22 protein-coding genes and 1 pseudogene are annotated in these 25,461 nt (G+C 61.3%); 17 read left to right on the top strand and 6 right to left on the bottom strand.

What is annotated here, in order from left to right; translation table 11 throughout:
• Nucleotides 1–153: 153 nt before the first annotated feature.
• From AC0L3I_RS09585 to AC0L3I_RS09570, 4 genes and pseudogenes are all read left to right on the top strand, one after another.
• Entirely contained in the window at nt 154–468 is a 315-nt protein-coding gene (locus tag AC0L3I_RS09585; RefSeq protein WP_258117008.1) for a hypothetical protein, read from the top strand.
• A gap of 122 nt (nt 469–590) precedes the next feature.
• Nucleotides 591–995 carry a FixH family protein gene (locus tag AC0L3I_RS09580; protein WP_473526751.1) on the top strand — a complete coding sequence of 135 codons (405 nt, stop codon included), beginning with the start codon at nt 591–593 and terminating at the stop codon, nt 993–995.
• Nucleotides 988–2,436: an efflux RND transporter periplasmic adaptor subunit gene (locus tag AC0L3I_RS09575; RefSeq protein ID WP_473488341.1), complete on the top strand. Its 1,449-nt coding sequence runs from the start codon at nt 988–990 to the stop codon at nt 2,434–2,436. Before AC0L3I_RS09580 ends, AC0L3I_RS09575 begins: the two co-directional genes overlap by 8 nt.
• Nucleotides 2,433–5,601 (top strand): annotated as a pseudogene (locus tag AC0L3I_RS09570) (efflux RND transporter permease subunit). The gene AC0L3I_RS09575 and the pseudogene AC0L3I_RS09570 overlap by 4 nt, the downstream one beginning before the upstream one ends.
• A 178-nt stretch (nt 5,602–5,779) precedes the next feature.
• Here the strand turns inward: AC0L3I_RS09570 and AC0L3I_RS09565 are convergent.
• Nucleotides 5,780–6,112 carry a four-helix bundle copper-binding protein gene (locus tag AC0L3I_RS09565; protein ID WP_473526750.1) on the bottom strand — a complete coding sequence of 111 codons (333 nt, stop codon included), beginning with the start codon at nt 6,110–6,112 and terminating at the stop codon, nt 5,780–5,782.
• A 67-nt stretch (nt 6,113–6,179) separates the two neighbouring features.
• Nucleotides 6,180–6,440, bottom strand: a complete 261-nt coding sequence (locus AC0L3I_RS09560; RefSeq protein ID WP_473526749.1) for a DUF305 domain-containing protein — start codon at nt 6,438–6,440, stop codon at nt 6,180–6,182.
• 32 nt (nt 6,441–6,472) lie between these two features.
• Between AC0L3I_RS09560 and AC0L3I_RS09555 the strand changes: the two genes are divergently transcribed.
• The 5 genes from AC0L3I_RS09555 (at nt 6,473) to AC0L3I_RS09535 (ending at nt 10,767) form a co-directional block, all read left to right on the top strand.
• The gene (locus AC0L3I_RS09555) at nt 6,473–7,066 is read left to right on the top strand and encodes a hypothetical protein (protein ID WP_473526748.1); all 594 of its coding nucleotides are present in this window, start codon (nt 6,473–6,475) and stop codon (nt 7,064–7,066) included.
• Nucleotides 7,067–7,273: 207 nt separating this feature from the next.
• Complete coding sequence (locus AC0L3I_RS09550; RefSeq protein ID WP_473526747.1) at nt 7,274–7,567, top strand: hypothetical protein; 294 nt, start codon at nt 7,274–7,276, stop codon at nt 7,565–7,567.
• Nucleotides 7,564–8,100, top strand: a complete 537-nt coding sequence (locus AC0L3I_RS09545) for a FecR domain-containing protein (RefSeq protein WP_473526746.1) — start codon at nt 7,564–7,566, stop codon at nt 8,098–8,100. Before AC0L3I_RS09550 ends, AC0L3I_RS09545 begins: the two co-directional genes overlap by 4 nt.
• Nucleotides 8,101–8,105: 5 nt before the next feature.
• Nucleotides 8,106–9,971, top strand: a complete 1,866-nt coding sequence (locus AC0L3I_RS09540; RefSeq protein ID WP_473526745.1) for a CHASE2 domain-containing protein — start codon at nt 8,106–8,108, stop codon at nt 9,969–9,971.
• 529 nt (nt 9,972–10,500) lie between these two features.
• The gene (locus tag AC0L3I_RS09535; RefSeq protein WP_473488380.1) at nt 10,501–10,767 is read left to right on the top strand and encodes a BrnA antitoxin family protein; all 267 of its coding nucleotides are present in this window, start codon (nt 10,501–10,503) and stop codon (nt 10,765–10,767) included.
• 182 nt (nt 10,768–10,949) lie between these two features.
• Here AC0L3I_RS09535 and AC0L3I_RS09530 read toward each other — a convergent pair whose 3' ends face one another.
• Nucleotides 10,950–12,431: an ATP-binding protein gene (locus AC0L3I_RS09530; protein ID WP_473526744.1), complete on the bottom strand. Its 1,482-nt coding sequence runs from the start codon at nt 12,429–12,431 to the stop codon at nt 10,950–10,952.
• Entirely contained in the window at nt 12,428–13,147 is a 720-nt protein-coding gene (locus AC0L3I_RS09525) for a response regulator (protein ID WP_473526743.1), read from the bottom strand. Before AC0L3I_RS09525 ends, AC0L3I_RS09530 begins: the two co-directional genes overlap by 4 nt.
• A 320-nt stretch (nt 13,148–13,467) precedes the next feature.
• On the opposite strand from AC0L3I_RS09525, the gene AC0L3I_RS09520 reads away from it, so the two are divergent.
• Both AC0L3I_RS09520 and AC0L3I_RS09515 read left to right on the top strand, forming a co-directional pair.
• Nucleotides 13,468–13,938 carry a (2Fe-2S)-binding protein gene (locus AC0L3I_RS09520; RefSeq protein ID WP_473526742.1) on the top strand — a complete coding sequence of 157 codons (471 nt, stop codon included), beginning with the start codon at nt 13,468–13,470 and terminating at the stop codon, nt 13,936–13,938.
• Between the two features lie 11 nt (nt 13,939–13,949).
• Nucleotides 13,950–16,124: a xanthine dehydrogenase family protein molybdopterin-binding subunit gene (locus tag AC0L3I_RS09515; protein ID WP_473526741.1), complete on the top strand. Its 2,175-nt coding sequence runs from the start codon at nt 13,950–13,952 to the stop codon at nt 16,122–16,124.
• 282 nt (nt 16,125–16,406) lie between these two features.
• Here the strand turns inward: AC0L3I_RS09515 and AC0L3I_RS09510 are convergent, their stop codons facing one another.
• Complete coding sequence (locus AC0L3I_RS09510) at nt 16,407–17,009, bottom strand: cupin domain-containing protein (RefSeq protein ID WP_473488332.1); 603 nt, start codon at nt 17,007–17,009, stop codon at nt 16,407–16,409.
• A 231-nt stretch (nt 17,010–17,240) separates the two neighbouring features.
• Here AC0L3I_RS09510 and AC0L3I_RS09505 point away from each other — a divergent pair, with 231 nt between their 5' ends.
• The 5 genes from AC0L3I_RS09505 to AC0L3I_RS09485 all read left to right on the top strand — a co-directional run bounded on the left by AC0L3I_RS09505 (nt 17,241) and on the right by AC0L3I_RS09485 (nt 23,151).
• Nucleotides 17,241–18,194 carry a LysR family transcriptional regulator gene (locus tag AC0L3I_RS09505; RefSeq protein WP_473488331.1) on the top strand — a complete coding sequence of 318 codons (954 nt, stop codon included), beginning with the start codon at nt 17,241–17,243 and terminating at the stop codon, nt 18,192–18,194.
• A 202-nt stretch (nt 18,195–18,396) separates the two neighbouring features.
• Complete coding sequence (locus AC0L3I_RS09500; protein WP_473488330.1) at nt 18,397–19,410, top strand: amino acid ABC transporter substrate-binding protein; 1,014 nt, start codon at nt 18,397–18,399, stop codon at nt 19,408–19,410.
• A 67-nt stretch (nt 19,411–19,477) separates the two neighbouring features.
• Nucleotides 19,478–20,665, top strand: coding sequence for an amino acid ABC transporter permease (locus tag AC0L3I_RS09495; protein ID WP_473488329.1), 1,188 nt, complete (start codon nt 19,478–19,480; stop codon nt 20,663–20,665).
• Between the two features lie 3 nt (nt 20,666–20,668).
• Nucleotides 20,669–21,808, top strand: a complete 1,140-nt coding sequence (locus AC0L3I_RS09490; RefSeq protein WP_473526740.1) for an amino acid ABC transporter permease — start codon at nt 20,669–20,671, stop codon at nt 21,806–21,808.
• Between the two features lie 164 nt (nt 21,809–21,972).
• A complete protein-coding gene (locus tag AC0L3I_RS09485; RefSeq protein WP_473526739.1) occupies nt 21,973–23,151 on the top strand; it encodes a MalY/PatB family protein in 1,179 nt (392 codons plus the stop codon).
• Between the two features lie 50 nt (nt 23,152–23,201).
• On the opposite strand, the gene AC0L3I_RS09480 is transcribed toward AC0L3I_RS09485, so the two are convergent.
• A complete protein-coding gene (locus AC0L3I_RS09480) occupies nt 23,202–24,080 on the bottom strand; it encodes a GNAT family N-acetyltransferase (protein WP_473526738.1) in 879 nt (292 codons plus the stop codon).
• Nucleotides 24,081–24,322: 242 nt separating this feature from the next.
• On the opposite strand from AC0L3I_RS09480, the gene argE reads away from it, so the two are divergent.
• A complete protein-coding gene (gene argE / locus AC0L3I_RS09475; protein WP_473526737.1) occupies nt 24,323–25,447 on the top strand; it encodes an acetylornithine deacetylase in 1,125 nt (374 codons plus the stop codon).
• Nucleotides 25,448–25,461: the final 14 nt, after the last annotated feature.

The raw sequence follows: 25,461 nt of genomic DNA, 5'->3' as shown, positions 1-25,461 counted from the left end.
CGAAGTGATCAAAGCATGAGTGGAAGCGTTGGCGGCGATGGCTTTTGCGCGATTTCACAAGAAGGTCATAAACACCCGAGACACTATCGCGCGGTGGCTGCCTATGCCAAAGTGTAAACGATGACGAATTCGTTCGGTTTCGGAAGGGTGCTCTTGTTGCTGGCCGTGTTTGGGCTGGCCTTTGCACCTTTGGGAGCTTCGTCTTCGAGCGCTGCTGTTGCCGGGTCGACTTTATCCATCATGCAGGGCGACATGCCCTGCTGCCCGGACGGCAAGCCAATGGTGCCGGACTGCGGCAAGGATTGCCCGCTCGCGGTCCTGTGCGTGTCGGGCCTCGGCAGCGTTCCGGTTCCCGAAACGCCGACGTTCCTCGTCCAAGCCCCGAGCGGAGAGGAGTTCCTCGACGGCAGGGAAGCGGTCCTTTCGTCGCTTATCGGGAAACCCCCGCCCAGACCACCCAAAGCCTGACTGTCACAGGCGCTTCCAGCGCCGGAATCCGTGCGGCCGAATGCTGCGCGGGCGGAGTCGCATGGTGTCTGCCATGCCAATGCCGTGCGCAACAGCTCAATGACATTCGGAATCTTGAAAACATGAAATCGAATTTTTCCCCACGCGCTGCGACGCTTGCGTTCGCATCCGTCATCGCGGCTTCCCAAGCGGCCAAGGCCGCGCCCGAGGACTACGAATTCCAACTCGTCGAGAACGAGATCAAGGAAGGGAACGGTGCAGTCGTCGCCGTCAGGCTCCTCGACAAGAGGACAGGCGCTCCGGTGAACAACGCTGTCGTATTCGCCACCAGAATGGACATGGCTCCGGATGGAATGGAGGCGATGGCGGCGCCCGTCGAGGTGCTGCCATCCGAGGAGTCCGGCATTTATCGCTTCAAGACCAACCTCATCATGGCGGGAGGCTGGCGCTTCTCGATCGCTGCGAAGGTCCAGGGCGAGAGCGAAACGGTCGAGCGCCGCCTGGAATTCAAGGCCGTCAATGAATAAGCTCGGCTCATTCCTGACCCTCGCCGTATTGGCGGCCGGGGCGGGCGCCGGCGGATACTCGGCCGGACAACAAGATCTGTCCGTCTCGGACGTCGTGCAAATGATTGAGACGACCATCGGGCGCCCGCTCGACGCGGGACCGAAGCCGGCGACTGCCGATCCGACTCCCTCTGGTCCCGTCATCTACTACCGCCATCCCGACGGAGATCCCGCCTATTCGTCGACGCCAAACCGCACCGAAGATGGCCGGGATTTCGTCGCGGTCCTGGCGAGCGAAGACGTTAGCTTCGAGGTTCGACCCAAGATGAAAGCAGGCGGCGAAGCGGTGGCGCCGAGCGAGCGGAAGATCCTTTACTACCGAAATCCTATGGGACTGCCAGACACCTCGCAGACACCCAAGAAAGACTCCATGGGGATGGACTACATCCCTGTCTTCGACGGCGAGGCGGATGACGGGTCGACCGTCAAGGTGTCGGCAGGGAAGCTGCAACGCACAGGCGTGAAGACAGCGCTTGCCACCAAAGGCGCGATTGTGCGCCCGGTCCGTGTTCCCGGCACAGTCACGCTGGACGAACGCCGCGTCAGCGTCGTGTCGATCCGCACCGAGGCGTTCCTCGAGGAGGTGGCGGCCATCACCACAGGAGATGTAGTCGAGCAGGGTCAGCCGCTCGTGCGCTTTTATGCCAAAGAAATCGCCGCAGCCGGGGCGCTCTACGCTGCTGACCTGAAAAGCGGTGGCGGACGCAAAGCCGCCACCGGAAGTTTCCAACGCCTCGAAAATCTCGCCGTCCCGGTCGAGGCGATCGAGGAAATCGAGAAGACGAAGAAAGTGCCGATATCGGTCACGCTGACGGCCCCCCGAAGCGGCGTCGTCCTCGAACGGATGGCCGTCGACGGGATGATGGCCAACGCAGGAGAAACGCTGTTCCGGATCGCCGATGTCTCCGTCGTTTGGGTAGTGGCGGACGTGCCGGAATACGAGTTGAGCTCGGTTCGGGTCGGGGACAAGGCAGCTGTGCGCATTCGCAGCCTGCCGGGCAAGGCGTTCGAGGGCACGGTTAGCCTGATCTATCCCGAAATCCAGGGCCAGACGCGCACCGCGCGGCTGCGCATCGAGCTGCCCAATCCCGATCGGCTGCTAATGGCGAACATGTATGCCGAGGTCGAGGTCGCCACCGGCGCGACCGAGCCGGTCGTGACGGTCCCTGACGGTGCCGTCATCGACACGGGCGCGCGCCAGATCGTGATCGTCGACAAGGGTGAAGGCCGCTTTGAGCCGCGCGACGTGAAGATCGGCCTGCGCGGCGAACGCATGACCGAAATCATGGAGGGCATCGTCGAGGGCGAACGCATCGTCGTCTCGGCGAACTTCCTGATCGATGCCGAAAGCAATTTGAAAGCAGCCCTCAGCGCTCTGACGCCTGCGGAGGCGCAGCCGTGATCGCGAATCTCATCGCCTGGTCGGCGCGCAATCTTGTTCTTGTCTTCTTTGCCACGGCGCTCGCAGCTGCCGCAGGGATTTATGCGGTCCGGACCTTGCCGCTCGACGCCATACCGGATCTCTCCGACGTCCAGGTAATCATCTTCACCGATCATCCGGGCCAAGCCCCGCAGGTGGTCGAAGATCAAGTCACCTATCCGCTGACAACCTCAATGCTCACCGTTCCAAGATCCAAGGTGGTCAGGGGCTTCTCCTTCTTCGGTGTGTCCTTCGTCTACGTGATCTTCGAAGACGGCACCGATCCCTATTGGGCGCGGAGCCGAGTGCTCGAATATCTGAACGCGGCCGCCAGCCGTCTGCCCGATGGCGTCTCCCCGGCGCTCGGACCGGACGCGACGGGCGTCGGCTGGGTTTACCAATACGCCGTCGTTGCCAAGGAATTGTCGCTCGCGGAACTCCGCTCCCTACAGGGACTGGGTCGTGCGCTTCGCAGTCTCGAAGGCGGAAGGCGTGTCCGAGGTCGCGAGCGTCGGCGGCTTCGTCAAGCAATACTCGATCGTGGTCGATCCGGCGCGAATGCGGGCCCAGGGTGTGACGCTTTCGGAGATCGGCGAAGCGGTCCGCACCAGCAATATGGACACGGGCGGCCGCACGGTCGAGATCTCCGAGTTCGAGTTCATGGTGCGTGGACGTGGCTACCTGAAGAGTGTGTCCGACCTCGAAAGCATCGTGTTGAAGTCGGTCAGCGGCGTACCGCTGCGATTGGGTGACGTCGCCAAGGTCGAGATCGTGCCTGACGAACGCCGCGGCATCGCCGAACTGAATGGGGAGGGCGAGGTTGCGAGCGGCATCGTGCTGCAGCGGGTCGGCGCGAATGCGCTGACCGTCATCGAGAACGCCAAGGAGAGCCTGGCCGAGATCGAAAAGAGCCTTCCAGGCGGGGCCGAGATAATGCCGGTCTACGATCGGTCGGAACTCATCGACGCCGCGATCGAGACTTTGAAGTCGACGCTGGTGGAGGAGAGCATTGTGGTCGCCCTCGTCACCATCGTCTTTCTGCTTCATGTGAGAAGTGCATTGGTCGCCATCATCATGCTGCCCGTCGGCATCCTGATGGCCTTTGCCGCTATGAAGCTGCTTGGTCTCGGCTCCAACATCATGAGCCTGGGCGGCATCGCGATCGCCATCGGCGCGATGATCGACGCGGCGATCGTCATGATCGAGAACGCCCACAAGCACCTGGAACGCGCGCCTCCGGGCAAGCCCCGCATCGAGGTGTTGATCAAGGCTGCAGGCGAGGTAGGGCCAGCGCTGTTCTTCAGCCTGCTCATCATCACCGTCTCGTTTCTGCCGATCTTCACGCTGGAAAGCCAGGAAGGCCGTCTGTTCGGTCCGCTCGCCTTCACCAAGACGTTCGCCATGGCGGCGGCCGCGCTGCTCTCGGTGACGCTGGTGCCGGCCCTGATGGTGATGCTCGTGCGCGGCCGGATCGTGCCAGAGCACAGAAATCCGCTCAACAGGCTGCTTATCGGGCTCTACCGGCCGATCATCGCCGGCGTACTGAGGGCAAAGACGTTCACGATCCTGCTCGCGATTGCCGCCCTTGCTGTGACCGTCTGGCCGGCGCGCCAGCTCGGCAGCGAGTTCATGCCGAGTCTCGACGAAGGAACGTTAATGTACATGCCGACGACACTGCCGGGCCTGTCCGTCACGAAAGCCGCCGAACTGATGCAGATGCAGGATCGGATCATCAAGTCATTCCCTGAGGTAGAGTCTGTCTTCGGCAAGGCGGGCCGGGCACAGACCGCGACCGACCCCGCGCCGACCGAGATGTTCGAAACGATAATCAACCTGAAACCGAAATCAGAATGGCGGCCCGGAGTCACATCGGAAGGTCTGAAAACCGAGATGGACGCCGCGCTGCAGTTTCCAGGTGTTTCAAATGCCTGGACCATGCCGATCCGCGCCCGCATCGACATGCTGTCGACGGGCATACGCACGCCCGTTGGGGTCAAGGTCTACGGCACCGATCTCGCTCAAATGGAAAATGTCGCGCGCCAGATCGAGGCGGTACTGAGGGCCGTGCCCGGCACGTCCAGCGCCTACGCCGAGCGGGTGATCGGAGGTTACTATCTCGATATCGTTCCCGACCGGACCGCCCTCGGCCGCTATGGGCTGTCGGTCGGCGACGTGCAGGATGTGATCTCCATGGCGCTCGGCGCAAAGGTCATCACGTCCACGGTCGAGGGCTGCGAACGCTATGGTGTCGCCATCCGCTATCCGCGCGCGCTGAGAAGCGATCCCGGCGCAATCGCCCGCGACGTGCAGATCGCGCTGCCTGGCGGCGGCTTCGTGCCCCTCGGGGAAGTTGCCAAGGTCGAACTCACGCGCGGCGCGACCTCGATCCGCACCGAGAACGGACAACTTGCAGTCTACATCTTCGTCGACATCGCCGGCCGTGATCTCGGCGGCTACGTCGGCGAGGCGCAACAGGCCGTCGCCGCAGAAGTAAAACTGCCGCCAGGTTATTTGGTCGCCTGGAGCGGGCAGTTCGAATATCTCGAACGTGCCCATGCACGGCTGAAGATCGTCGTGCCACTAACGCTCGCGCTGATCTTCCTGCTGCTCTACCTCAACTTCCGGGCGCTGACCGAGACGCTGATCGTCATGCTGTCGCTGCCATTCGCAATCGTCGGCGGCATTTGGATGATGTGGTGGCTGGGCTTCAACATGTCGGTCGCGGTCGCGGTGGGCTTCATTGCGCTGGCCGGCGTGGCCGCCGAAACCGGGGTCATTATGCTGATCTATCTGGACAACGCGTGGAGCGAGGCGAAGGCCAGATGTGTGGCCGGGAAGCGGAGTTTGACCAAGATGGACCTGAACGAGGCGATCATGTTCGGCGCCGTCGAGCGCGTGCGGCCGAAAATGATGACCGTCGTCGCCATCATGGCGGGCCTCCTGCCAATCCTGTGGAGCACGGGAACCGGATCGGAGGTTATGCAACGGATAGCCGTCCCCATGATCGGCGGCATGATTTCTTCGACGATCCTGACGCTCGTCGTGATTCCCGCCGTCTACGGCATCGTCAAGGGCTGGCGGTTGCCGATCCGGAGTGCGGTCGAGGAGCCAAGAGCAGACTTTCGGGTGAAATTGGCCGCGGAATAAGGGCGAAAAATGATGGATCAGATGATGTCGGGCGGAATGTAGGGAATGGGCCTGGCAGGCTTCATCCTCCTCGTCCTTGTCGCGCTGGCAATCGCCGCCTTGGTCAAGTTCGTGTTCTTCAGATGACATTCGCAGTAGCGAGGGCGCGCGGTCTGAACCGGGCGCCCTCTGATGAGATCTACGCCGCCATTTTCCGGCAGCTCTCTGCACAGCGACGGCAGGCCTCTACGCATTCCTGCATGTCACCGAGACGCTCGCAGTCATCCGCGCATTCGTTGCAGATCTCCGCGCATTCGCCGCAGGTATGCTTGTGGTGCTCGGAACCGATGAGCATGAAATGCGCCGATGTCCAGCAGATCTCGGCGCACGCCATCATCAACGTGAAGTGTTGTTTTTCGGTGTGTTGACCGCCCAGTTCCAGGCAGTGGCCCATCGCGGTCGAAAGGCACACGGAATAGCAGCGCAGGCATTCGTCGATGCAGCTTTTCATTTCGGGGCTAAGGTGATGCATGGGGGTGTCCTTTCTTCGATCCTAGGAGCGCGCTACGGCGCCTCCTAACGATCACTTCGCGTTCGTCTCAAGCCACTGCTTGAACTCGCCGATTTCCTTGGTCTGGGCGGCGATGATCGTCTGAGCCATCTTCTTGGGCTTCGTCGTTGTCGCCGTATTTCAGCTCGACTTCGGCCACGTCGATCGCGCCCTGGTGATGCGCAATCATCCCGCAAGCGAAGGCGACATCAGGGTCTTTGGCCATCATGCCTTGCATCATGGCAGGATGCATCTTCATCATTGCCGCCATGTTGGCCTTGTGCGCTTCATCCATGCCCGACATGTCCATGTTGGCCATTCCCGGCATGGTGTGCCCGGCTGATGCGCCTTGATCTCTACACGCGATCGTTTGAGGTAAACCCGAACCCTTCTCCACTTATCAATCGAGCCAAGCTTTACAGGTGGCAGCTCCGTTTCGACAAGGCGATCGACGACCTTGAGCAAGCCTCTTATCTGGACAAGAGCCAAGGCGACGAGTTCTCCGTGACCATCGCAAATGAACTCAAGCTCTGCAGAAACATCGCCCGGCGCAGGTTCGACGGAACCAGAGAGAAGATGATTGCCGATCTGCGACGTCGCGGAGAAGACGCCTACGACGAGGTGGCGGAACGCTTGATCGACGTTATCTTCAAAGGGAACAAGCCCTTCGAGATGTTCCATGTCATGAACGAACTCGACTCGATCAAGAAGTTCGAGAGGATTGAAGACTTTCCGGAAGCCGAGCTTTTCGCCTCCATGATACCTCAGTCGAACGTCGACCAAGCAATGCAGCACGAAGAGGCGATGCACGGATTCAGGGAAACCGACCTGTTTTTCAAGTCGATGATCTGTGTCTATGACTATCCGGACATGACGAAGCTGCGTTGCCGAATCCTCTACAACATCTGCTATGATGAGCCGCCTCAAACCAAGTGAGGTGATCTTTCACCCGTATCGACCTCTTTCAAGAGTCCGTCCCGTTACTCGCGACTGGCGGGCGATGCGGCGGATGAGGAAGGAGCATCATCAGGTAATATGCCGATATGGAATGTCCGCTTCGAGGCACGCACTACTGACCTACTGCCGTCTTGTACGGGTCGTCTCCGGCCAGTGGCTGAAGGTCAGCTAATAGGCGCGCTGCGAATGACCGGTAGTGGCGCGACCTGCTCGTTCTGGCAGATGAGCCGAACAGCAGCGTCGCCGCGTGACGTTCGCGACATTCGCATCGCGGCCGCTTCAAACGGCTTGATGTCGCCTTATTTGGTGTTGGAGCAAGCTATCGTGTTAAGATCGCTGGTCGGCACCGTGCTATCTTTAGGGGCAACGCGGCTGCAAATGCCGGTTCGTACGCATGAGTATACTGCCAAGCTGACCGCAGAAGACAATGCAAAGATTTTCTTGCCGCAGATTTTCGCAAAAGCAAGGAGACGTTCATGAGCGCAAGTGGCCGATATCTCCGGAGCCTGATTGCATGCATGCTTGCCTGTGTCTTCTGGGTGGATACCGCTTCAGCGCAGTCGAATAACGCCGGCTGTACGTTCCGACTGGTAGCAGGTACGTCCCGACAAATTCTGAGATGCCGGGAAGGCCTTACCATCATTGCGGAAGATGGCGCTCGTTTTGCACTGGTGGACCGTGATCGAAATGGTAGTGCCGATGCGGTCACATTACGGCGCAAGGCGCTGTTGCTCGATGCTCCAGCCGGCAGGGTCCGGGGTGGCTTCGCTGTCGTCACCCCGCAGGCGATCGCCGCGGTGCGAGGCACAAAATGGGCAGTCGACGTTGCCCGTGGCAAGACGTCTGTTTTCGTCGTCAAAGGTCGCGTCGCCGTGCAAAGGCCGGCGTCCAATGCTGGCGTAGTCCTCGGGCCGGGCGAAGGCGTCGATGTGGAAGCCGGAACAGGCACACTGACGGTCAAGCGCTGGCCCACCGCACGTGTTTCGGCTTTGATGGCCCGTTTCGGTCAGTAAGCTAAATGAGCGGGCGAGCGCTTCAGACGCTGATTGCGCTCGTTCTGGCGGGTCTTTGGGGGGCCGGCCTTGGCTTTGCGCACTGGCGCGGCAACATGTGGTCCCTCGATCGCGTCGAAGCAACGATGACGGATCTTCGAACGCTTGTTCGGGGAACGGCAAAGCCGCCGGAGCTGATTACCATTGTCGCAATAGACGACGAAACAGTCCGAAACGACGGCCGCTATCCCCTCAGCCGCGCCACGCTTGCCCGGATTGTCGATACGATAGCTCACTTTGGGCCGAAAGCCATTGCGGTCGACCTGCTGCTGGTCGATCCCGGGAAAAAAGATGATGATGAGGCGCTCGCGCGTTCGCTTCGTGGGACTTCAAGCGTAATCGCTGCTGCAGCGGTCTACTCGGGAGGTAAACAATCGATTGCAGTCGAGGGCGATGGCCCTCTCGCCCGAGTGCCGAATGCCAAGCGGTTTCTGTGGCCCCTGGAAGCGTTCTCGGATATCGCCGCTGTCGGCGTCGTGAACGTGGTTACCGACTGGACGGGAACGCCTCGGTTCGTCCCGTTGCTGTTTCGGGCCGGAGATCGGACGGAAGCGTCTTTCTCCCTGCGCGTTGCCGCCATGGCGGTGGGAGAGGATCCGGGAATTGCGCCCGACTATCTATCTCTGGGTGGACAGCGGATTCGGACGGACATTGGTCACATACTCCCTCTGACATTCTATGGCCCCCGCGGCACGATCCGCACGATCAGCGCCACGACGGTTCTGGGGGGCCAAGTCGATGGCGGCATTATTCGGGATCGAATTGTTGTGATCGGTGCCACTGCAACCGGCACCGGCGATGTTTTCCCGACACCGTTTGATCCCGTGCTCCCAGGCGTCGAGGTCATGTCGACGGCCATTGCCCATCTGATGACCGGCGACGGCATAGTGCGAGATCAGTACGTTCGCCTTGCAGATGCCGGCTTTGCAGTGGTGCTGCCAGTGGTTCTTGTGGGGCTGTTGGCATGGCGTCGCAACGCCATCGGCCTTGCGGCGATCGTCGGCGTGGTTGTGATCTGGTTCGTGCTCAATATGACCGCATTCTCACACCATATCTGGCTGAGCGCGGCGTTGCCGATGGCCGCCGCCATTCCGCCAGCTATTTTGTTCGGGGCCGCGCAGCTTTGGTTGGGCAGGAACCAGGCCCAGTATTTCGCCACGCAGAGCGAATTGCTTCAACGAGTTCAGGCCCCGGGCCTTGCGGGGTGGCTCGCGAAGCATGGCGACTTTCTCCTGGAACCTGTCCGGAGGGACGCCGCCATCATATTCATTGACCTGTCCGGTTTCACCGGACTGAGCGAAACATTGGGGCCGAACGCCACACGCGAACTTTTGAACACGTTCCATGCGTTGGTGGACGAAGAGGTGACAAGCTGTGGTGGCGTTGTCACGAATTTCATGGGTGACGGAGCCATGATCTTGTTCGGTCTACCGGAAGCAGCGACAGATGATGCCTTCAATGCTGCCCGCTGCTGCGCAGCGCTCTCCAGCCGTACCAACAACTGGCTCGTCTCGTTGCCCGCATCAACTGCATCGAGGCTCGGCTTCAAGATCGGAGCGCATTACGGAACAATCGTTGCGTCGAGACTCGGTGGCAAAGGCCGTCAGCACATCGCGACTACTGGTGATACGGTTAACGTCGCCAGTCGCTTGATGGAGATCGCGGCCGAGCAAAATGCCGAAGTCGCAGTGAGCGACAAAATGGTGCAAGTCGCCGGCCGCGACTGCGAGTTGTTCAAATCTGGTGCTCTAAGAGGACCTGTGCAAGCACAGGTCCGCGGGCGTTCAGGCTCGCTCGCAATCTGGCTGTGGCAGAGTTCGCAGACGCTGTAGGATACTAGGCCCCGTGAACAATGATGGTACCGGAATGTCTGAATGGCGCCCATTTGGCCGCGACACTTCAAATCCTGCCTGAGGCCTCGGCCAACCCGAACGGGAGATTTTGAAAAATCCGCATTGATGGAAGGCGGCTTCGGGTCATCAGCGCTGTGCCGCGAATGTCGGCTATCGGGCAGCAAAATGGGCTGGCGAAGGTCGCCTTTGGGTTAGAACTTCCGGTTCAGGCTGTGCGGCGGAAAGACAGAGAGAGGTCGAACCTTGCCGATCAGGTATCGGCGAAACGCTACCGTGAATCTGTGTCCCAATAATGGACAGGGGCCCAGTTGCACCGTCGCCATCGAGGGCGTAGCCACCAACACGCCGGCAAATAATGCAAGGGCGCGCATTTCCTGCTCCCGGGGAGGCGAGACCATTGCCTCTCGCGTCGACATTCGATTCACTGTTCCAGGCAGTGGGCCGAGGCATTCAGATGCGTATTGCGTTGCATGTCTCTTCCTTTCGTTATCTCGAGTCGGGACCATCAATGGCAAATCCTCCGCGCCGACCGACAAATCCAATGGCTGCCGCCGAAGCCGCCTTCAAGCCTGCCAAGAAGCCGGCCGCACCGGTTCGCGAAACCGCAGCTGCTCCAAATGTCAGAGAGCTTGTTTCAATCAGGATTGATCGAGCTGTCCTGGATTACTTCCAGGGCGACGGACCGGGCTGGCAGGACCCTATTAACGACGCTTTGCGAGCCATCGTCGAGAAGCGGATCGCCGCCGAGGACGACCGTTCAGACGCCATCACCTAAAGCGCGTCGCGTTTGACCGGCCTCATGCGACGCGCTTTAGGTTGTTGTTTTATGCATGTCGTAAATCGCAAAACCGCTGCACACCCTCGGGTCAGGCCCGGGTCAGGCCCGGGGGCATGCTTTTGCGCGACATGCATTAACGCAAATGCGAGCGCCTGGCGCGATCGCGAGATGGGTTTCGGTCAAGCCGGCAAGGATCGCAGTCCGGTCAGAGGGCTCGTCTCAGGCACAGGCGCCGGGGCAAGCTGCTTGGCCATGTCGATAAGCGGCAGCCTGATGATCGCGCGAAGGCCGTTGCTCCGGTTTTCCAGCACGATGTCGCCGCCGTGGTGGCGGGCGATGGCGCGGGCAATTGACAGGCCGAGCCCGACGCCGCCGGTCTCCCGGTTGCGCGACTGCTCCAGGCGAAAGAAGGGCGCGAACACCTGTTCCATTTCGCCTGGCGGAATGCCGGGCCCGGCGTCCTCGACCACAATGTCCAGGCTGTCGGCACTCCTGACCAGGCTCACCTTGGCCTGCTCGCCATAGCGGACGGCATTTTCGACGAGGTTGCGGATCGCCCGGCGTAGCGAGTCCGGCCGGCAGCGGTACAGCACCTTGGGCCCGTCGCTGACAGTGACGTTTTGGCCCAGCTCCTCGAGGTCGTCGCAGAGGCTGCCGACCAGCGCCGAAAGGTCGACGGTTCGCGTCTCCTCCACCGCGGCGTCCTCGCGCGCAAAAGCGAGCGCTGCTTCCGTCATCGTCTGGATTTCCTCGATGGTCTTCAGCATCTTTTCCTGGAGATCGTGATCCTGGACGAACTCGGCGCGCAGCCGCAGCGAAGTCAGCGGCGTGCGCAGGTCGTGGCTGATCGCCGCCAGCATACGCGTGCGGTCCTCGACGAAGCGCTGCAGGCGCTCCTGCATGCGGTTGAACGCCTCGGCGGTCTGGCGGATGTCGTCCGGCCCGGATTCCGGCAGCCGCGGCACGGCCTCGCCGCGGCCGAACAGTTCAGCGGCATTGGCGAGCCGTCGCAGCGGACGCGCGATTGCCTGCGCCCCGAAAATCGCTATGGCGGACAGGATGAGCGCGGTGAGCGACAGCGATATCGCCGATTGCGTTGTCCAGAAGGCACTCGGAATCACCTTGGCGTAGGCCGCGTTCAGCCAGGTGCTGTCGTCGAGGCGGACGGAAAGCCCCATGCCGTTTGGGGCGCCGTCCATATAAAGGAACTTGGCAGGTCGGGTGAACGGGCTGCCACTGCCGGACAGGTCCAGCATGCGCGGCGGCACCGAAGGGTCGGCGGCAGCGACTGCGTTCGAAGCCTGCCCGTTCATGTAGGCGGCATATTTGGCGGCAATCCCGGGCAGCGGCTTGGCGAGCTGCGTCAGCGCCTCCTGTTGCCAGGCGAGGGGATTGCTCGGCCCGTCGTGCGAGGTCCAGAAGCGCGTATAGGCCGTGCCGCTGACGTTGAGGATGTCGGGTCGAAGCGAGGGCGGCGTCGTGTCCAGCAAAATGGCAAGGGAGGACGTGCGGCTGACGAACTCGCCCTTGGCCGCCGCGTGCAGGGCTTGTCCGCGTTCGTCCCACGAGATCAGGAAGGTGATCGCCTGCGACAGGGCGAGCGCAAGCAGCACCAGCATGAGGAAGCGGGCCGCCAGGCTGCGTCTCCACAACAGCATCATGCCTGGGCCACCTCGGCGGTGAAGCAGTAGCCGCCGCCCCAGTGCGTCTTGATCAGCATCGGATTCTTCGGGTCCGCCTCGATCTTCTTGCGCAGCCGGCTCACCTGGTTGTCGACGGCCCGGTCGAAACCGTCGGCCGAGCGCCCGGCGGTGAGGTCGAGCAACTGATCCCGGCTGAGCACGATCCCGACATGCTCGATAAAGGCGGTGAGAAGGCGGAATTCGGCCGTGCTGAGCGCGACCGCCACGCCGTCGAGCCCGACCAGCTCGCGGCGGCCGACATTCAGGGTCCAGCGGTCGAAGCGCAGCGCGTTCGACTTGAGCCGACCGCGCTGCGGCGGCAGGCTGTGGACGCGCCTGAGCACAGCCTTGATCCGCGCCAGCAGTTCCCTCGGATTGAACGGTTTGGTCAGGTAGTCGTCGGCCCCGATCTCGAGGCCGACGATCCGGTCGACCTCCTCGGCCATGGCGGTAAGGAAGATGATCGGAACGTCGACCGTTCCGCGCACGTGCCGGCAGGCGGCAATGCCGTCCTCGCCAGGCATCATGACGTCGAGGACGATAAGATCGGGCAGGCTGCGGTCGAGCAGCCGCTTGAGCGCGGCCGTGCTGTCGGCGACGCTGACGCGATAACCTTGCTGGGTGAGGTATTTCCCGACCAGGTCGCGGATGTCCCTGTGGTCGTCGACGACCGCGATGTGCTGCGCCGCTTCCATACAATGCTCCAAAGCCGCCGCTGAATAGTCGGCCAGTATCGACGATATCTAGTTTGCGTCTACACGGATGATCACCTTCTGCGCCACGGCGGCAATCTCGCGCGGCATCAACAAAGCGTGAGAAGTGTAACGAAATGTATCAGAGCGCAGCGCCTGCGACAGCTTGCGATGAACTGCCGGTCGTCGGGACAAGGTTCTGCGACAGCTTCCGCCTAACTTGGCCTCGTCGCTAGCCCGGACTTCCAGTCTTTGCCGCCAGGCCATGCCGTGCGGCATCCGGACGGAGGTCCTCGCCAGCCTTTGATCGAAAGGATTGCACAATGGCCAGATTGATCATCAACGGCACGCCACGTGACATCGAGGTCGATCCGGATACGCCGCTGCTGTGGGTGATCCGCGAGCAGATCGGGCTTACCGGGACGAAATACGGTTGCGGCGTTGCCGCCTGCGGCGCCTGCACCGTCCATATAGACGGCGTCGCCACGCGCTCCTGCGTGCTGCCGGTGAGCGCGGTCGAGCCGGACCAGCAAATCACCACTATCGAGGGGCTTTCGCCGGACAGCTCGCATCCGGTCCAGCAGGCCTGGCTGGCGCTCGACGTGCCGCAATGCGGCTACTGCCAGGCCGGCATGATCATGGCTGCGGCGGGTCTGCTCATGCAGAACCCCAACCCCGTGGACGAGGACATCAACGCCGAGATCACCAACATCTGCCGCTGCGGCACCTACAACCGGGTGCGCGCCGCGATCAAGCTGGCCGCCAAAGCCGGCGAAGCCACGCAACGCGGTTGAGGAGAACAGTCATGAACGCCACAATTTCCCTCTCCCGCCGCAGCTTCATCATCGGCGTGGCCGCCACGGCCGGCGGCTTGTCCCTCGGATTCAACGTGCCGTTCATCAAGCCGGCACGCGCCGAGGGCAGCAAGGCGGCGCCGGAGATCAATGCCTGGGTGGTGATCAGGCCCGACGATACGGTGGTCATCCGCATCGCCCGCTCCGAGATGGGGCAGGGGACGCTGACCGGCCTGGCGCAACTCGTCGCCGAGGAGCTGAACTGCGACTGGTCCAAGGTCACGACCGAATATCCGTCGCCGGCCCAGAACCTGGCGCGCGACCGCGTGTGGGGTAATTTCTCGACCGGCGGCAGCCGCGGCATCCGCGAGTCACACGAGTATGTGCGCATTGGTGGCGCCGTTGCGCGCGAGATGCTGATCGCCGCCGCGGCCGCCGAATGGGGCGTGCCGGCCAGCGAATGCACGGCAAGGATGGGCATGGTCACGCATGCAGCATCAGATCGCGCCACCTTTTATGGCCAGTTGGCTGCCGCCGCCGCGCGAATGACGCCGCCCACCAATGTCACGCTCAAGGACCCGAAGGATTGGACCATAGCCGGCAAGCCGCTGCCGCGGCTCGACACGGCCGACAAGCTCAACGGCAGCCAGGTCTACGGCGCCGATCTCAAACTGCCGAACATGCTCAACGCGGCGATCCGGGCCTGCCCGTATTTCGGCGGCAAGGTGGAGAGCTTTGACGCGGCGGCGGTGGCGGGCATGCCGGGCGTGCGCACTGTCGTTCAGGTCGACGAGACCGCCGTTGCGATTGTCGCCGACACATGGTGGCGGGCGAAGACCGCTCTCGATGCCTTGCCGATCGTCTGGGACGAAGGTCCCAACAGGCAGGTCACCAGCGCCTCGATCGCGGCGATGCTCGAAGAGGGGCTCGGCGCAAATGACGCCTTCGTCGGCGCCAGGCAAGGTGACGCCGGTGCTGCCCTGTCCGCCACCGACCAGACGGTCACCGCGACCTATGCTTTCCCCTACCAGAACCACGCGACCATGGAGCCGATGAACGCGACGGCACTCCACACGCCGGAGCGCTGCGAGGTATGGGTGCCGACCCAGAATGGCGAGGCGAGCCTTGCTGCAGCGGCCGAGGCCGCCGGCCTGCCGGTGCAGCAATGCGAGGTGCACAAGATCCATCTCGGCGGCGGCTTCGGCCGGCGCGGCAACTTCCAGGACTATGTGCGCCAGGCGGTCAGCATTGCCAAGCAGGTGCCGGGGACGCCGGTAAAGCTCATGTGGTCGCGCGAAGAGGATATGCTGCACGGCGCCTATCACCCGACCACCCGATGCCGGCTGACGGGCGCGCTCGACGCCGATGGCAACCTGACCGCTCTGCACATGCGCATCTCCGGCCAGTCGATCCTTGCCGCGGTGCGGCCGGAAGCCATGCAGAACGGCATGGACCCGGTCGTCTTCCAGGGGCTGGTCCTCAGCGGCACGGAAGGCACGCTGGGATATACGGTGGACAATCTGCTTGTCGACCATGCCATGCGCAACCCACCGATCCCGCCAGGCTTCTGGCGCGGCGTCAACCTCAACCAGAATGCGCTCTACGTCGAGTGTTTCATGGACGAACTCGCCCATGCGGCCGGCGTCGACCCGCTCGCCTTCCGCCGCAAGCTGATGGCCAAACATCCGAAGCATCTCGCCGTGCTGGAGGCGGTTGCCGAACGGATCGGCTGGGACACCCCGCCGGCGGCCGGCGTTCACCGCGGCCTGGCGCAGATCATGGGCTTCGGCAGTTATGTCGCGGCGGCAGCGGAGGTTTCGACCATCGACGGGCAGCTCAGGATCCACCGCATCGTGGCGGCCACCGATCCGGGTCATGTCGTCAACCCCGCACAGGTGGAGAGGCAGGTCGAGGGCTCTTTCGTCTACGGCCTTTCCGCCTGCATCTACGGCGAATGCACCGTCAATGGCGGCCGCATGGAGCAGGAGAACTTCGACAGCTACGAGGTCGTGCGCATGGCCGACATGCCGGAGGTGGAGACGATCATAATGCCATCCGGCGGCTTCTGGGGCGGCGTCGGCGAGCCGACTATCGCGGTCGCTGCGCCGGCTGTCCTCAATGCGATCTTCGCCGCCACCGGAAAGCGCATTCGCACGCTGCCGCTGAAGAACCATGACCTCGCATGACATGGAGGCGCTCGAAGAACAGGCGCGGCGGACGATCGTGCGTCCCGTTCTGCTTACGGGGCTCGTGGCCAGCGCGTCGGCGTGGGCCGACGCGGCGCCTGGTGCGACGGCGTGCACCTGGCTGTCACCGGCCGGCGGCGCTCGGCAACAACCTGGCCGTAATCGCCGAGCACCAAGTGCCCGTCTTGATCGATGGGTTTTCCAAACAATGCGACCAGGAGCGCGAGACGCCCCAGCTCGTGCGTTCTGTGCTTGTGGGTCTTCGATCGATCTGCGCCTGCTTCAGGTCTTCTTCCAACTTTGCAGAAGCGGGCCTCTGCTCCCATAGACGGGATCCTTGCGTGGACGACTTACCTTCTTGGTCGTCGCGAGCGCGCGATCATGCTCCTGGGCAGTCGTGCATTCGTCATAGGTCCCAAATGGAGGGTAGGCGCCGACAACTAGAAAATCGTCGGATGCCGAAAGGCATTGGTGCCCGGTGCCGGCCGGAAGAACCGCGACGTCGCCGGCCTTCAGGGACAGGGTTCGGCCCTTTTTGCCTCCAAACCGGACTTTGGCCGTACCGGCCGCAACCCCGAGCACCTCATGTATTCGCGAATGGTAGTGAACGTAGTCGTAGATGCCATTCCGCCAGCTGTCCCCCCATCCATTGACCTCGAAAAGCTCCTCCAAGACGGCTGTGGGATCAAATTCTTCGGGCAGCCTCACGGCGCCGCGATAGGCGACAAGCGGCCAAAACGGATGATTGGGTACCAGGCCATCATCCTTGAACCAAAACTCATTTGCTTTTCGCCGCCTTACAAGATCGGTTACTTCTTGCCTGCCCGGTGCTGCGAAACCGGTAACCTGCTCGACGGCTTTCTTGGTACTCTGCAGAACGCTCATGATGTAGCCTTGCATTGCTGGTTGTCGGAAGACGAGCCTTCATGCCGATTCAACCGGCTGCATGCCGGTCGGTTCCGCTGCCTGTTGCAGGCCGTCCCTATTCTCTGCAAAACGAGGCGCGCGTGACTCGTGGACGTTCTCGCCTCATGATGAAAAACCAAGGCCTTATCGGCTCCTTGAGACGGGTCATCTTTCGGTGCTGATTCATGACAAACCATTCATGGCAATCTCATGAGCTTCGATGACCTCGACCTGAATTTGCTGCGCGTATTCGACGTAATGATGCGCGAAAGAAGCGTTACGCGTACGGCATGCGAATTGGGAAGAACGCAATCTGCGATCAGTCATTCCTTATCCAGGCTGCGGCACCTTTTCGGCGACAAGCTGTTCACGCGCGATGGAGGAGTTATGAGGCCAACCCCGCGGGCGGTTGAGCTTCTGCCAGACATCTCAGCCGGATTAGCAACGATTCGAGCCTCGATTGATCGCCATCAAACTTTCGATCCCGCAACCACTCGGCGGAACTTTCGTGTCGGACTCACTGACTACCATGCGATGATAATCATACCACGTCTTCTCAGGGAGTTTTCCAGGCAGGCGCCCGGTGCCACGTTGAACATTATTCCAGCGAACGGGCTCGATATTCCGTCCTCGGTTCATCTTCGACAGATCGACTGTGCATTGACTGGAGCAGTGATCAAGGATGACCCAAGCCTGTTGAAGATCGAACTGGGCCAGGATCGTCTCTTCTGCGCAGTTTGGAGCGGCAGCCAAATCGCAAGTTCGGCGATGTCAATGGAGACATATCTGTCAGCGTCTCACTTGCAGGTTTCCGCCGATGGTGTTTCCAGCGGGCTTGCCGATGCCGCCCTCAAGGAGCTTGGTTTGCGGCGGAACGTGGTCGCGACGATATCGAATTATCTGGCACTTCCGTGGGTTTTGCGAGGCACCGAACTTGTTGCTCATTGTGGTGACGGAATCCTCCAAATCCTTGATAAAGCGAGTGAAGTGACGCTCCTTTCGCCGCCCCTGCCGATCCCAAATGTGAGCGCGTGGTTGCTCCTTCATCCGCAGATGGCCACAGACCCAGGGACGATCTGGCTCAAAGAAGTTCTCTCAAATATCTACTCTGAGTCGCAGATAAAGAAGAGAGAAATTGTTTCTGAGAGAGAACAGAGGAAATAAACAGGAGACACACGTCGCGTTGCTCCAATGAAGTGCGCTGGTATGAGAAGATGTGTCTTCAGACAGGGATTAACGGCTGAAACCCTTACGAGCGTAGCCATGTGTATGAGTGGGGCTCATATTCATCATGACGAGAATGAATTTGACCAATAATGACGCTTGCGCAACCTTGGTGCTCCACAAGAGAATAAGGGGAACCAAGATGCAGGCAATTCTCAAAGGACTGGTCGGAGCAGCTATAGGGCTCGTCGCATCCAACGCGTCCGCCGCGACGGTCGAAAATGTCAAGAAGAACGGAGTTCTGACCTGCGGAACCAACTCAGCGACAGCCGGATTCAGCCTTCCGGACAATGAGGGCAAATGGACCGGATTCGTGGTCGACTATTGCCGCGCTGTTGCCGCAGCGGTTCTGGGGGATGCGCAGAAGGTAAGGTTCATTCCGCTTACGCCGAAGGACCGCTTCACCGCCCTACAGTCGGGCGAGATCGATATACTCGCACATAACGCGACCTGGACGTCATCCCGCGACACATCTCTCGGAATACTTTTTGCGGGCACGTATTTCTACGATGGCCAGGGCTTCATGGTCCGCAAAGCAGAGAACATCGGTTCGGCCAAGAATCTGGATGGCGCGTCCATCTGCGTCACTCAGGGCACGACGACCGAGTTGAATCTCGCCGATTACTTCCGGTCGCATTCGATGTCATACTCGACCGTCGGGTTTGCTGATGAAGAAGCCGTCGTAAAGGCCTACGACGAAGGTCGCTGCGACGTCCTCTCCGCTGACACGTCCACCTTGAATGCGTCGCGCCAGCGTATGGCGAAGGCTGACGACAGCGTCGTGCTTCCCGAACTTATCTCCAAGGAGCCGCTTGGGCCTGCCGTGCGGCAGGGCGATGATCACTGGCTCAATGTGGCCAAATGGACGCTCCTTGTCATGGTAGCCGCCGAAGAGTTGGGAATAACCTCTGAGAATGTCGATGAAATGAAGTCGTCGGACAACCCGAACATTCGTCGGCTGCTCGGAGCAGAGGGCAGCCTCGGAAAGGATCTCGGGCTTGGCGATACCTGGTCCGTGGACGTTATCAAGCAGGTCGGCAACTATGGCGAAGTGTTCGATCGCAATATCGGGAAGGCCTCGCCGCTCAAGATGGAGCGCGGCCTGAACGCTCTTTGGAGTGAGGGCGGTCTCCAGTACGCCCCGCCGATCCGCTAGGCTGGGTCGGTCACGAGCCGCCGGCGATTGCGCCGGCGTCTTTCTTCACCAACACAGGAACAGGGTCATGTCCGATGTGCTGCTCGCCGCGCCCTCGCGCAGGAGCCTGTCCCTGCACGACGCCAAGGTCCGCGGCATCATCTATCAGCTTTTGCTGGCTGCCAGCCTGCTGGCTTTGGCCGTGGGCGTTGCCGTCCAGACTGCGTCGAACATGAGGGCACGCGGGATTCCGCTGTCTTTCGGCTTCTGGAACGAGGCCGCCGGCTTCGACATCAATCAGACGCTGATCCCCTACGACACGCTCTCCACCTACGGCCAAGCGTTCTGGGTGGGTGTGGTCAACACGCTCTATGTGAGTTTGCTTGGAATCGTGTTGGCCACAGTCTTGGGCTTTGTCGTCGGCATTGCCCGCCTGTCACCGAACTGGATCGTTTCAAAGGTCGCGGCTTCGTACGTCGAGATCATACGCAACATCCCGTTATTGCTGCAGCTTTTGTTCTGGTACAATGCAGTCCTGAAAGCGCTGCCTGCGCCGAGGGCGTCGATCGAACTCCCCGGCGGCGTCTATCTGAACAATCGCGGTCTCATCATTCCGGAAGTCCAGCTCTACGCAGGAGCAGGTACCGTGGGACTTGCATTCCTGGCGGCTACCATCTTCTGCGTCGCTTATTGGTCTTACGCCAGGCGCGCACAGAACCGCACCGGAAAACAGCTGCCCGTGCTGTGGGTCAGCCTCGCTGCCCTGAATGGACTGCCTCTGACCGTGTTCCTTTTGGTCGGCTCGCCGGTGTCGTTCGTGGTGCCGGAGTTGAAAGGGTTCAATTTCCGGGGTGGGCACCAGCTTTATCCGGAGTTCGCCGCCCTTCTGATCGGTCTCTCCGTCTACACCGCTTCCTTTATCGCGGAAATTGTCCGCAGCGGCATCCAGGCTGTTCCGAAAGGCCAGACCGAAGCCGCCCATGCGCTCGGGCTTGCGCCGGGCAAAACGCTTCGCCTGGTCATTGTTCCGCAGGCACTGCGCATCATCATACCGCCCCTGACTAGCCACTACCTGAACCTCACGAAGAATTCCTCACTCGCCGTGTTTATCGGCTACCCCGACCTCGTTCAGATTTTTGCGGGAACGGTGCTCAACCAAACCGGCGCCGCCGTCCAGGTGATGGCGATCACGCTGTCGGTCTATCTCGCGATTTCCCTCGTCACGTCGATTTCCATGAACGCGTTCAATCAACGTTTCGCGATCGTCGAGAGGTGATGCATGAGCGACCAGTCCCTGCATCCGCCGCTCGTTAACAGCTCGCTTCTGCCCCCGATGGCACCGCCTTGTGGAATCCGGCCGAGCCCGGCGACCTGGATCAGAAAGAACCTGTTCCCGACACCGTTCTCCGGCGCGCTGACGATCTGCTTCACGGTTCTCGCGGCATGGCTTTTGCAGCAGTTCGTGAGTTTTGCAGTCTTGGACGCAGTCTGGGCCGACGGACAGGAAGAATGCCGCGCCAACCCTGACGGCGCCTGTTGGCCGTTCATCGTCGAGAAATTCGACTATCTCCGTTACGGGGCGTATCCCGTGTCCGAGCGCTGGCGGGTGGACCTGACGCTCGCAATCGGCGCCGTGCTGATCGTCTGGCTGATGTGGAAACAAGCGCCGCGGCGCAACCTGGCTGGGTTGCTGTTCTTTATTGTCTATCCGTTCGTCGCCTTCGTGCTGTTGAGGGGCGTCGCGTCGCTCGATCTGCCGGTCATCGATACCGTCTTGTGGGGAGGTCTGCTCATCACGCTGCTCATGTCGATCGTGGGCATCGTCTTCTCGCTGCCGCTCGGCGTGCTTCTCGCGCTTGGCCGGCGATCGCAGCTTCCCCTCGTCAGAGCAGTATGTGTCACCTTCATCGAGGTCGTGAGGGGTGTGCCGTTCATCACGGTGCTGTTCATGGCGAATTTCATGATGCCGCTCTTCGTGCCCGACTATCTGACGCCCGATCGGTTGCTGCGTCCGCTGATTGCGATAGCGCTGTTCTCGTCCGCCTACATGGCCGAGGTGGTGCGCGCAGGCCTTCAGGCGATCCCCAAGGGGCAATATGAGGCGGCAAAGGCGCTCGGCGTCAGCTATTTCACCATGATGCGTCTGATCATCCTGCCGCAGGCGCTCACGATCGTTATCCCAGGCATAGTCTCTACCTTTATCGGGCTGTTCAAGGACACGACGCTGGTAGCGATCGTCGGCATTGCGGACTTCCTGAGGGCCGTCGAAACGGCGCGAGTCGACCCGAACTGGGCTGGGCCGACGATCTCCTCGACCGGCTATCTCTTCGCCGGGCTGGTCTACTGGATCTTCTGCTTTGGAATGTCCCGCTACTCGCAGTCGATGGAGCGCGCGTTGGCGCGCGGCCACGAGAGCTAGGAAGCGGAATATGCGACAGACCGTGCTCGACAGTTTCCTGCGCAAAATCCTCAGATAGCGCTCCGAAAGTTCGAGCAGCGGCGAGCGGCAAAAACCACACCCGGAAATCAAGCAATGGCTGTGCAGATGCATCGCAATCTACGGTTGCGGAAAGAAATGTTGGAATGATCGACTTCGACAGGATCTATGATCGCCACCAATTTGGGTCAGTCAAATGGGCCAATCAGTGGGACGAATTCTCGCCTCGGGTCGAGGGCGAAGATCTGCTTTCGCTATGGACCGCGGACATGGATTTTCGCGCGCCTGAAACCGTCATCGCGCGCCTGCGAGAAGCCGCGGACCATGGTATCTATGGCTATACCCGCCGCGACCCCCGTCACTACGAGATTGTGCAATCATGGTTCGCGCGTCGGCACGACTGGTCGCCGGCACTGGAATCCCTGCTGCCGGCGCCAGCGATCATGCCGTCGGTGGCCGCGATGCTTCGGACCTTCACGAAGCCCGGGGACGGGGTGATTGTGCAGTCTCCCATCTACTCGCCTTATTTCGAAGTAATTCAGGGCAACGGAAGGAAGCTGCTGGTCAACAGGCTAAGGTTGCAGAATAACCGATACGAGCTCGACCTGGAGAACTTCGCGAAACTGGCAGCCGGGGCCAAGGCCTTCCTGTTGTGTAATCCGCACAATCCAGCTGGAAAGGCGTGGACGCACGGGGAATTGACGGCGCTGAACGATGTCTGCGAGCGCTACGGCATCCTCGTCATATCTGACGACATCCATTGCGATATCAGATTATCGGATCGCCCGCACATTGTCTTCTCGTCCCTCTCGGAGGATGCCGCGGAAAAGTCATTCATCTGCACGGCTCCAACGAAGACCTTCAATCTGGCCGGCGTGCCCTCCGCAACCGTGTCGGTGGCCAACAAGCAGCGGCGCGAGGCGCTTCTGGCCAGCATGCAGGCATCGTTCATGGTCAACGCCAACTTCTTTGGACGGCTGGCGCTAGAGATCGCCTACAGCACCGGCGCGCCGTGGCTGGATCAGCTGACGCGCTACATCGGCGGTAATGTCGATTTCGTCCTCAAATTCGCCGAGGATCGCCTGCCGGGCATCACACCGATGCGGCCGGACGCTTCCTTCCTGGTGTGGCTGGATGCGCGCGGGCTCGATCGGAAGGTGGGAGGCGTTCAGCGGTTTTTCGTCGACCGAGCCGGAGTCAATTTGTACGATGGGCGCGTCTATGGACCCGGTGGCGAAGGCTACATTCGCCTCAATGTCGGTTGCCCTCGTCCGCTGTTGCGCAGAGGGCTCGAACGTATGTCCAGGGCGCTGGAGTCGTTGTGAGAGCCTTGAACCTGCACATCTGCTGCTTGACGGCGATAGCGTGCTTGCATTCAGCTCCAGGCGTGGCTGGCCAATCCGTAAACCCAAGGTCCGTTGCTTTCCCGGTTCAGGAACCGGCGGCCTTTGGACATTGTCGTCACGGTCTCGGCAATGCCGAGGCCGCTCTGCTGAAGGAACTCGGCAAACACGCCATCCCTCTCGCGCGTATCGACGCGCGCGAATCGACCTGCCAGCTTCTTCAGATGGACGGCGGTGAGATGGACCGCGTCCTGGTCGCTTCGAGCCACAATGGGGCCAATCACATGGCCGCGCCCGAACTCGCGACACATGGAATAGCCAACGACCTCGCCACCGCGGCTCAGAGTGGCTATCGAGGCATCCTCTGCGAGCAACGCAAGTAGCCCCGCACGATTTGTCCCAAACGCACGCGCGTCCAGCTCGGTGATCTCGCGAAGTCTGTCGCTGGGCAGCTCACTGAGTTCACCATCCAGAACTGGCATCGGCGGGAGTTTTTGTGGGGCCTCGCCCTGGCGCATGTAGACGATCGCCTCGCTCGTGAAGCCGAGTGAAATATACAGAGGATAGGCGGGATGGGTTGCATTCAGGGCCAGATTGCGATCCCCGCACTGCTCAAGTACCTGTTCCATGAGCCATCGGCCACCTCCCTGCGCCTGTGCGCGGGGCGTCGTGATCACCAGACCAATGGTGGCAAAATCGTCCCCGTGGGGAAACCACATCGCGCTTCCGAAGACGCGCCCAATTCCGTCAACGGCGACGATGCCGTGGCCGGCGCGGCGCAGTAGGTTCCAGTCCTTGGGGCGATGCGGCCAGCGGACAGAAATCGATAGTGCATGCAGCAGATCAACGTCGACATCATTGATGTCCCGCGCGACCAGTTCAAAGGATTTCAGGCGCACTGATCTCTGCATGTTAGTCGATCCGCTCCTTCAACGAATGCCCAAGGCATGCGTCTTGATCCTGGCGCCTTTAGCCATGTTTGCGACAGGCCTCATTTGCCGCAGCTTTACAGGGGAAAGCCAGCAGGTTTCGCTGATTCGAGGCGTTTTTTCGCAATCTTCAGCCAAAGCACGACGCGATTCGGCAGGGAACACTGCTGCCTACGGATAGGCTGGTCGCACCCGGTGACAATGTGCAAGCAGAGCGGACCGCCATGAATGTGGAAGAAATCCTCGCGACCCTGATTGCATTTCCCTCTGTTATGGGCACGCCAAACGGCGCGATCGTCGATTGGATCCGCGACTACTGTCAGGCAGCCGGAGCCGAGGTGACGGTTCTGCCCGGTCCCGAGGGCGACCGGTCCAACCTGTTCGTCACGGTCGGCCCGCGCGAGGGTCGGGGCTACATCATCTCCGGACATATGGATGTTGTGCCGGCCGGCGAGCCGGAATGGAGCTCGGATCCGTTCGTCCTGCGTCGCGAGGGCAGCAGGCTTTACGGCCGCGGCGCCACCGACATGAAGGGCTTTCTCGCCTGCGCATTGGCCGCGCTGCCGGGGCTTGCGGCGATGAAACTGCGGCAGCCAGTTCATCTCGCATTCTCCTACGATGAAGAGGCGGGGTGCCGTGGTGTGCCGCATCTTCTGGTTGCGTTGCCGATGCTATGCGAGAGGCCGCTTGGCGCGATTGTCGGCGAGCCGAGCCGGATGCAACCTGTGCGTGCGCACAAGGGGAAGGCGGCGGCGCGGCTCGAAGTGATCGGGCGATCCGGCCATTCGTCACGCCCCGATCTCGGACTCAATGCCGTGCACGCCATGGCCGGCGTCATCACGCACGCCGTGGCCTATGGCCAATCCCTCGCCGACGGACCGCTCGATCAAGATTTCGAGCCCCCATATTCTTCCTTGCAGGTGGGCGTCATCGCCGGTGGACAGGCGGTCAACATCATCGCTGGCCACTGCACTGCCGATATCGAGGTACGTGCCGTGCCGGGCGTTTCTCCAGCCTCCCTGCTTGAGCCGGTCAAGGCCGAGCTTTTTGCCCTGCGCGACAGCGGCTTCGAGGTAATTTGGCACGAGTTGAGTTCCTATCCCGCCCTTGCGCCCGCGAAGGGTAGTGAGCTAGCGGCGGTTCTGACCGAGCTGACGGGGCAGGAGCCGCTCACAGCGGTTAGTTACGGCACGGAGGCCGGGCTTTATCAGCAGGCCGGTATCGATGCGATCATTTGCGGCCCCGGCGAAATTTCCCGCGCGCATCGTCCCAATGAATACATCGAGATCGGTGAACTTGCTGCCTGCCAGAGCATGATCGAGGATCTCGGCGCGCGCCTTGCAGCATGAACTAGAGGGCGGGT

This window comes from Mesorhizobium sp. WSM4840, assembly GCF_055811755.1.
This window is presented reverse-complemented; position numbering and strand designations above follow the sequence as displayed.

Excerpts from the sequence above, each read along its gene's own strand:
- AC0L3I_RS09580 (WP_473526751.1), top strand. The coding sequence starts at position 591 with ATGAAATCGAATTTTTCCCCACGCGCTGCGACGCTTGCGTTCGCATCC.
- AC0L3I_RS09575 (WP_473488341.1), top strand. The coding sequence starts at position 988 with ATGAATAAGCTCGGCTCATTCCTGACCCTCGCCGTATTGGCGGCCGGG.
- AC0L3I_RS09565 (WP_473526750.1), bottom strand. The coding sequence starts at position 6,112 with ATGCATCACCTTAGCCCCGAAATGAAAAGCTGCATCGACGAATGCCTG.
- AC0L3I_RS09560 (WP_473526749.1), bottom strand. The coding sequence starts at position 6,440 with ATGGACATGTCGGGCATGGATGAAGCGCACAAGGCCAACATGGCGGCA.
- AC0L3I_RS09555 (WP_473526748.1), top strand. The coding sequence starts at position 6,473 with ATGCGCCTTGATCTCTACACGCGATCGTTTGAGGTAAACCCGAACCCT.
- AC0L3I_RS09550 (WP_473526747.1), top strand. The coding sequence starts at position 7,274 with ATGACCGGTAGTGGCGCGACCTGCTCGTTCTGGCAGATGAGCCGAACA.
- AC0L3I_RS09545 (WP_473526746.1), top strand. The coding sequence starts at position 7,564 with ATGAGCGCAAGTGGCCGATATCTCCGGAGCCTGATTGCATGCATGCTT.
- AC0L3I_RS09540 (WP_473526745.1), top strand. The coding sequence starts at position 8,106 with ATGAGCGGGCGAGCGCTTCAGACGCTGATTGCGCTCGTTCTGGCGGGT.
- AC0L3I_RS09535 (WP_473488380.1), top strand. The coding sequence starts at position 10,501 with ATGGCAAATCCTCCGCGCCGACCGACAAATCCAATGGCTGCCGCCGAA.
- AC0L3I_RS09530 (WP_473526744.1), bottom strand. The coding sequence starts at position 12,431 with ATGATGCTGTTGTGGAGACGCAGCCTGGCGGCCCGCTTCCTCATGCTG.
- AC0L3I_RS09525 (WP_473526743.1), bottom strand. The coding sequence starts at position 13,147 with ATGGAAGCGGCGCAGCACATCGCGGTCGTCGACGACCACAGGGACATC.
- AC0L3I_RS09520 (WP_473526742.1), top strand. The coding sequence starts at position 13,468 with ATGGCCAGATTGATCATCAACGGCACGCCACGTGACATCGAGGTCGAT.
- AC0L3I_RS09515 (WP_473526741.1), top strand. The coding sequence starts at position 13,950 with ATGAACGCCACAATTTCCCTCTCCCGCCGCAGCTTCATCATCGGCGTG.
- AC0L3I_RS09510 (WP_473488332.1), bottom strand. The coding sequence starts at position 17,009 with ATGAGCGTTCTGCAGAGTACCAAGAAAGCCGTCGAGCAGGTTACCGGT.
- AC0L3I_RS09505 (WP_473488331.1), top strand. The coding sequence starts at position 17,241 with ATGAGCTTCGATGACCTCGACCTGAATTTGCTGCGCGTATTCGACGTA.
- AC0L3I_RS09500 (WP_473488330.1), top strand. The coding sequence starts at position 18,397 with ATGCAGGCAATTCTCAAAGGACTGGTCGGAGCAGCTATAGGGCTCGTC.
- AC0L3I_RS09495 (WP_473488329.1), top strand. The coding sequence starts at position 19,478 with ATGTCCGATGTGCTGCTCGCCGCGCCCTCGCGCAGGAGCCTGTCCCTG.
- AC0L3I_RS09490 (WP_473526740.1), top strand. The coding sequence starts at position 20,669 with ATGAGCGACCAGTCCCTGCATCCGCCGCTCGTTAACAGCTCGCTTCTG.
- AC0L3I_RS09485 (WP_473526739.1), top strand. The coding sequence starts at position 21,973 with ATGATCGACTTCGACAGGATCTATGATCGCCACCAATTTGGGTCAGTC.
- AC0L3I_RS09480 (WP_473526738.1), bottom strand. The coding sequence starts at position 24,080 with ATGCAGAGATCAGTGCGCCTGAAATCCTTTGAACTGGTCGCGCGGGAC.
- argE (WP_473526737.1), top strand. The coding sequence starts at position 24,323 with ATGAATGTGGAAGAAATCCTCGCGACCCTGATTGCATTTCCCTCTGTT.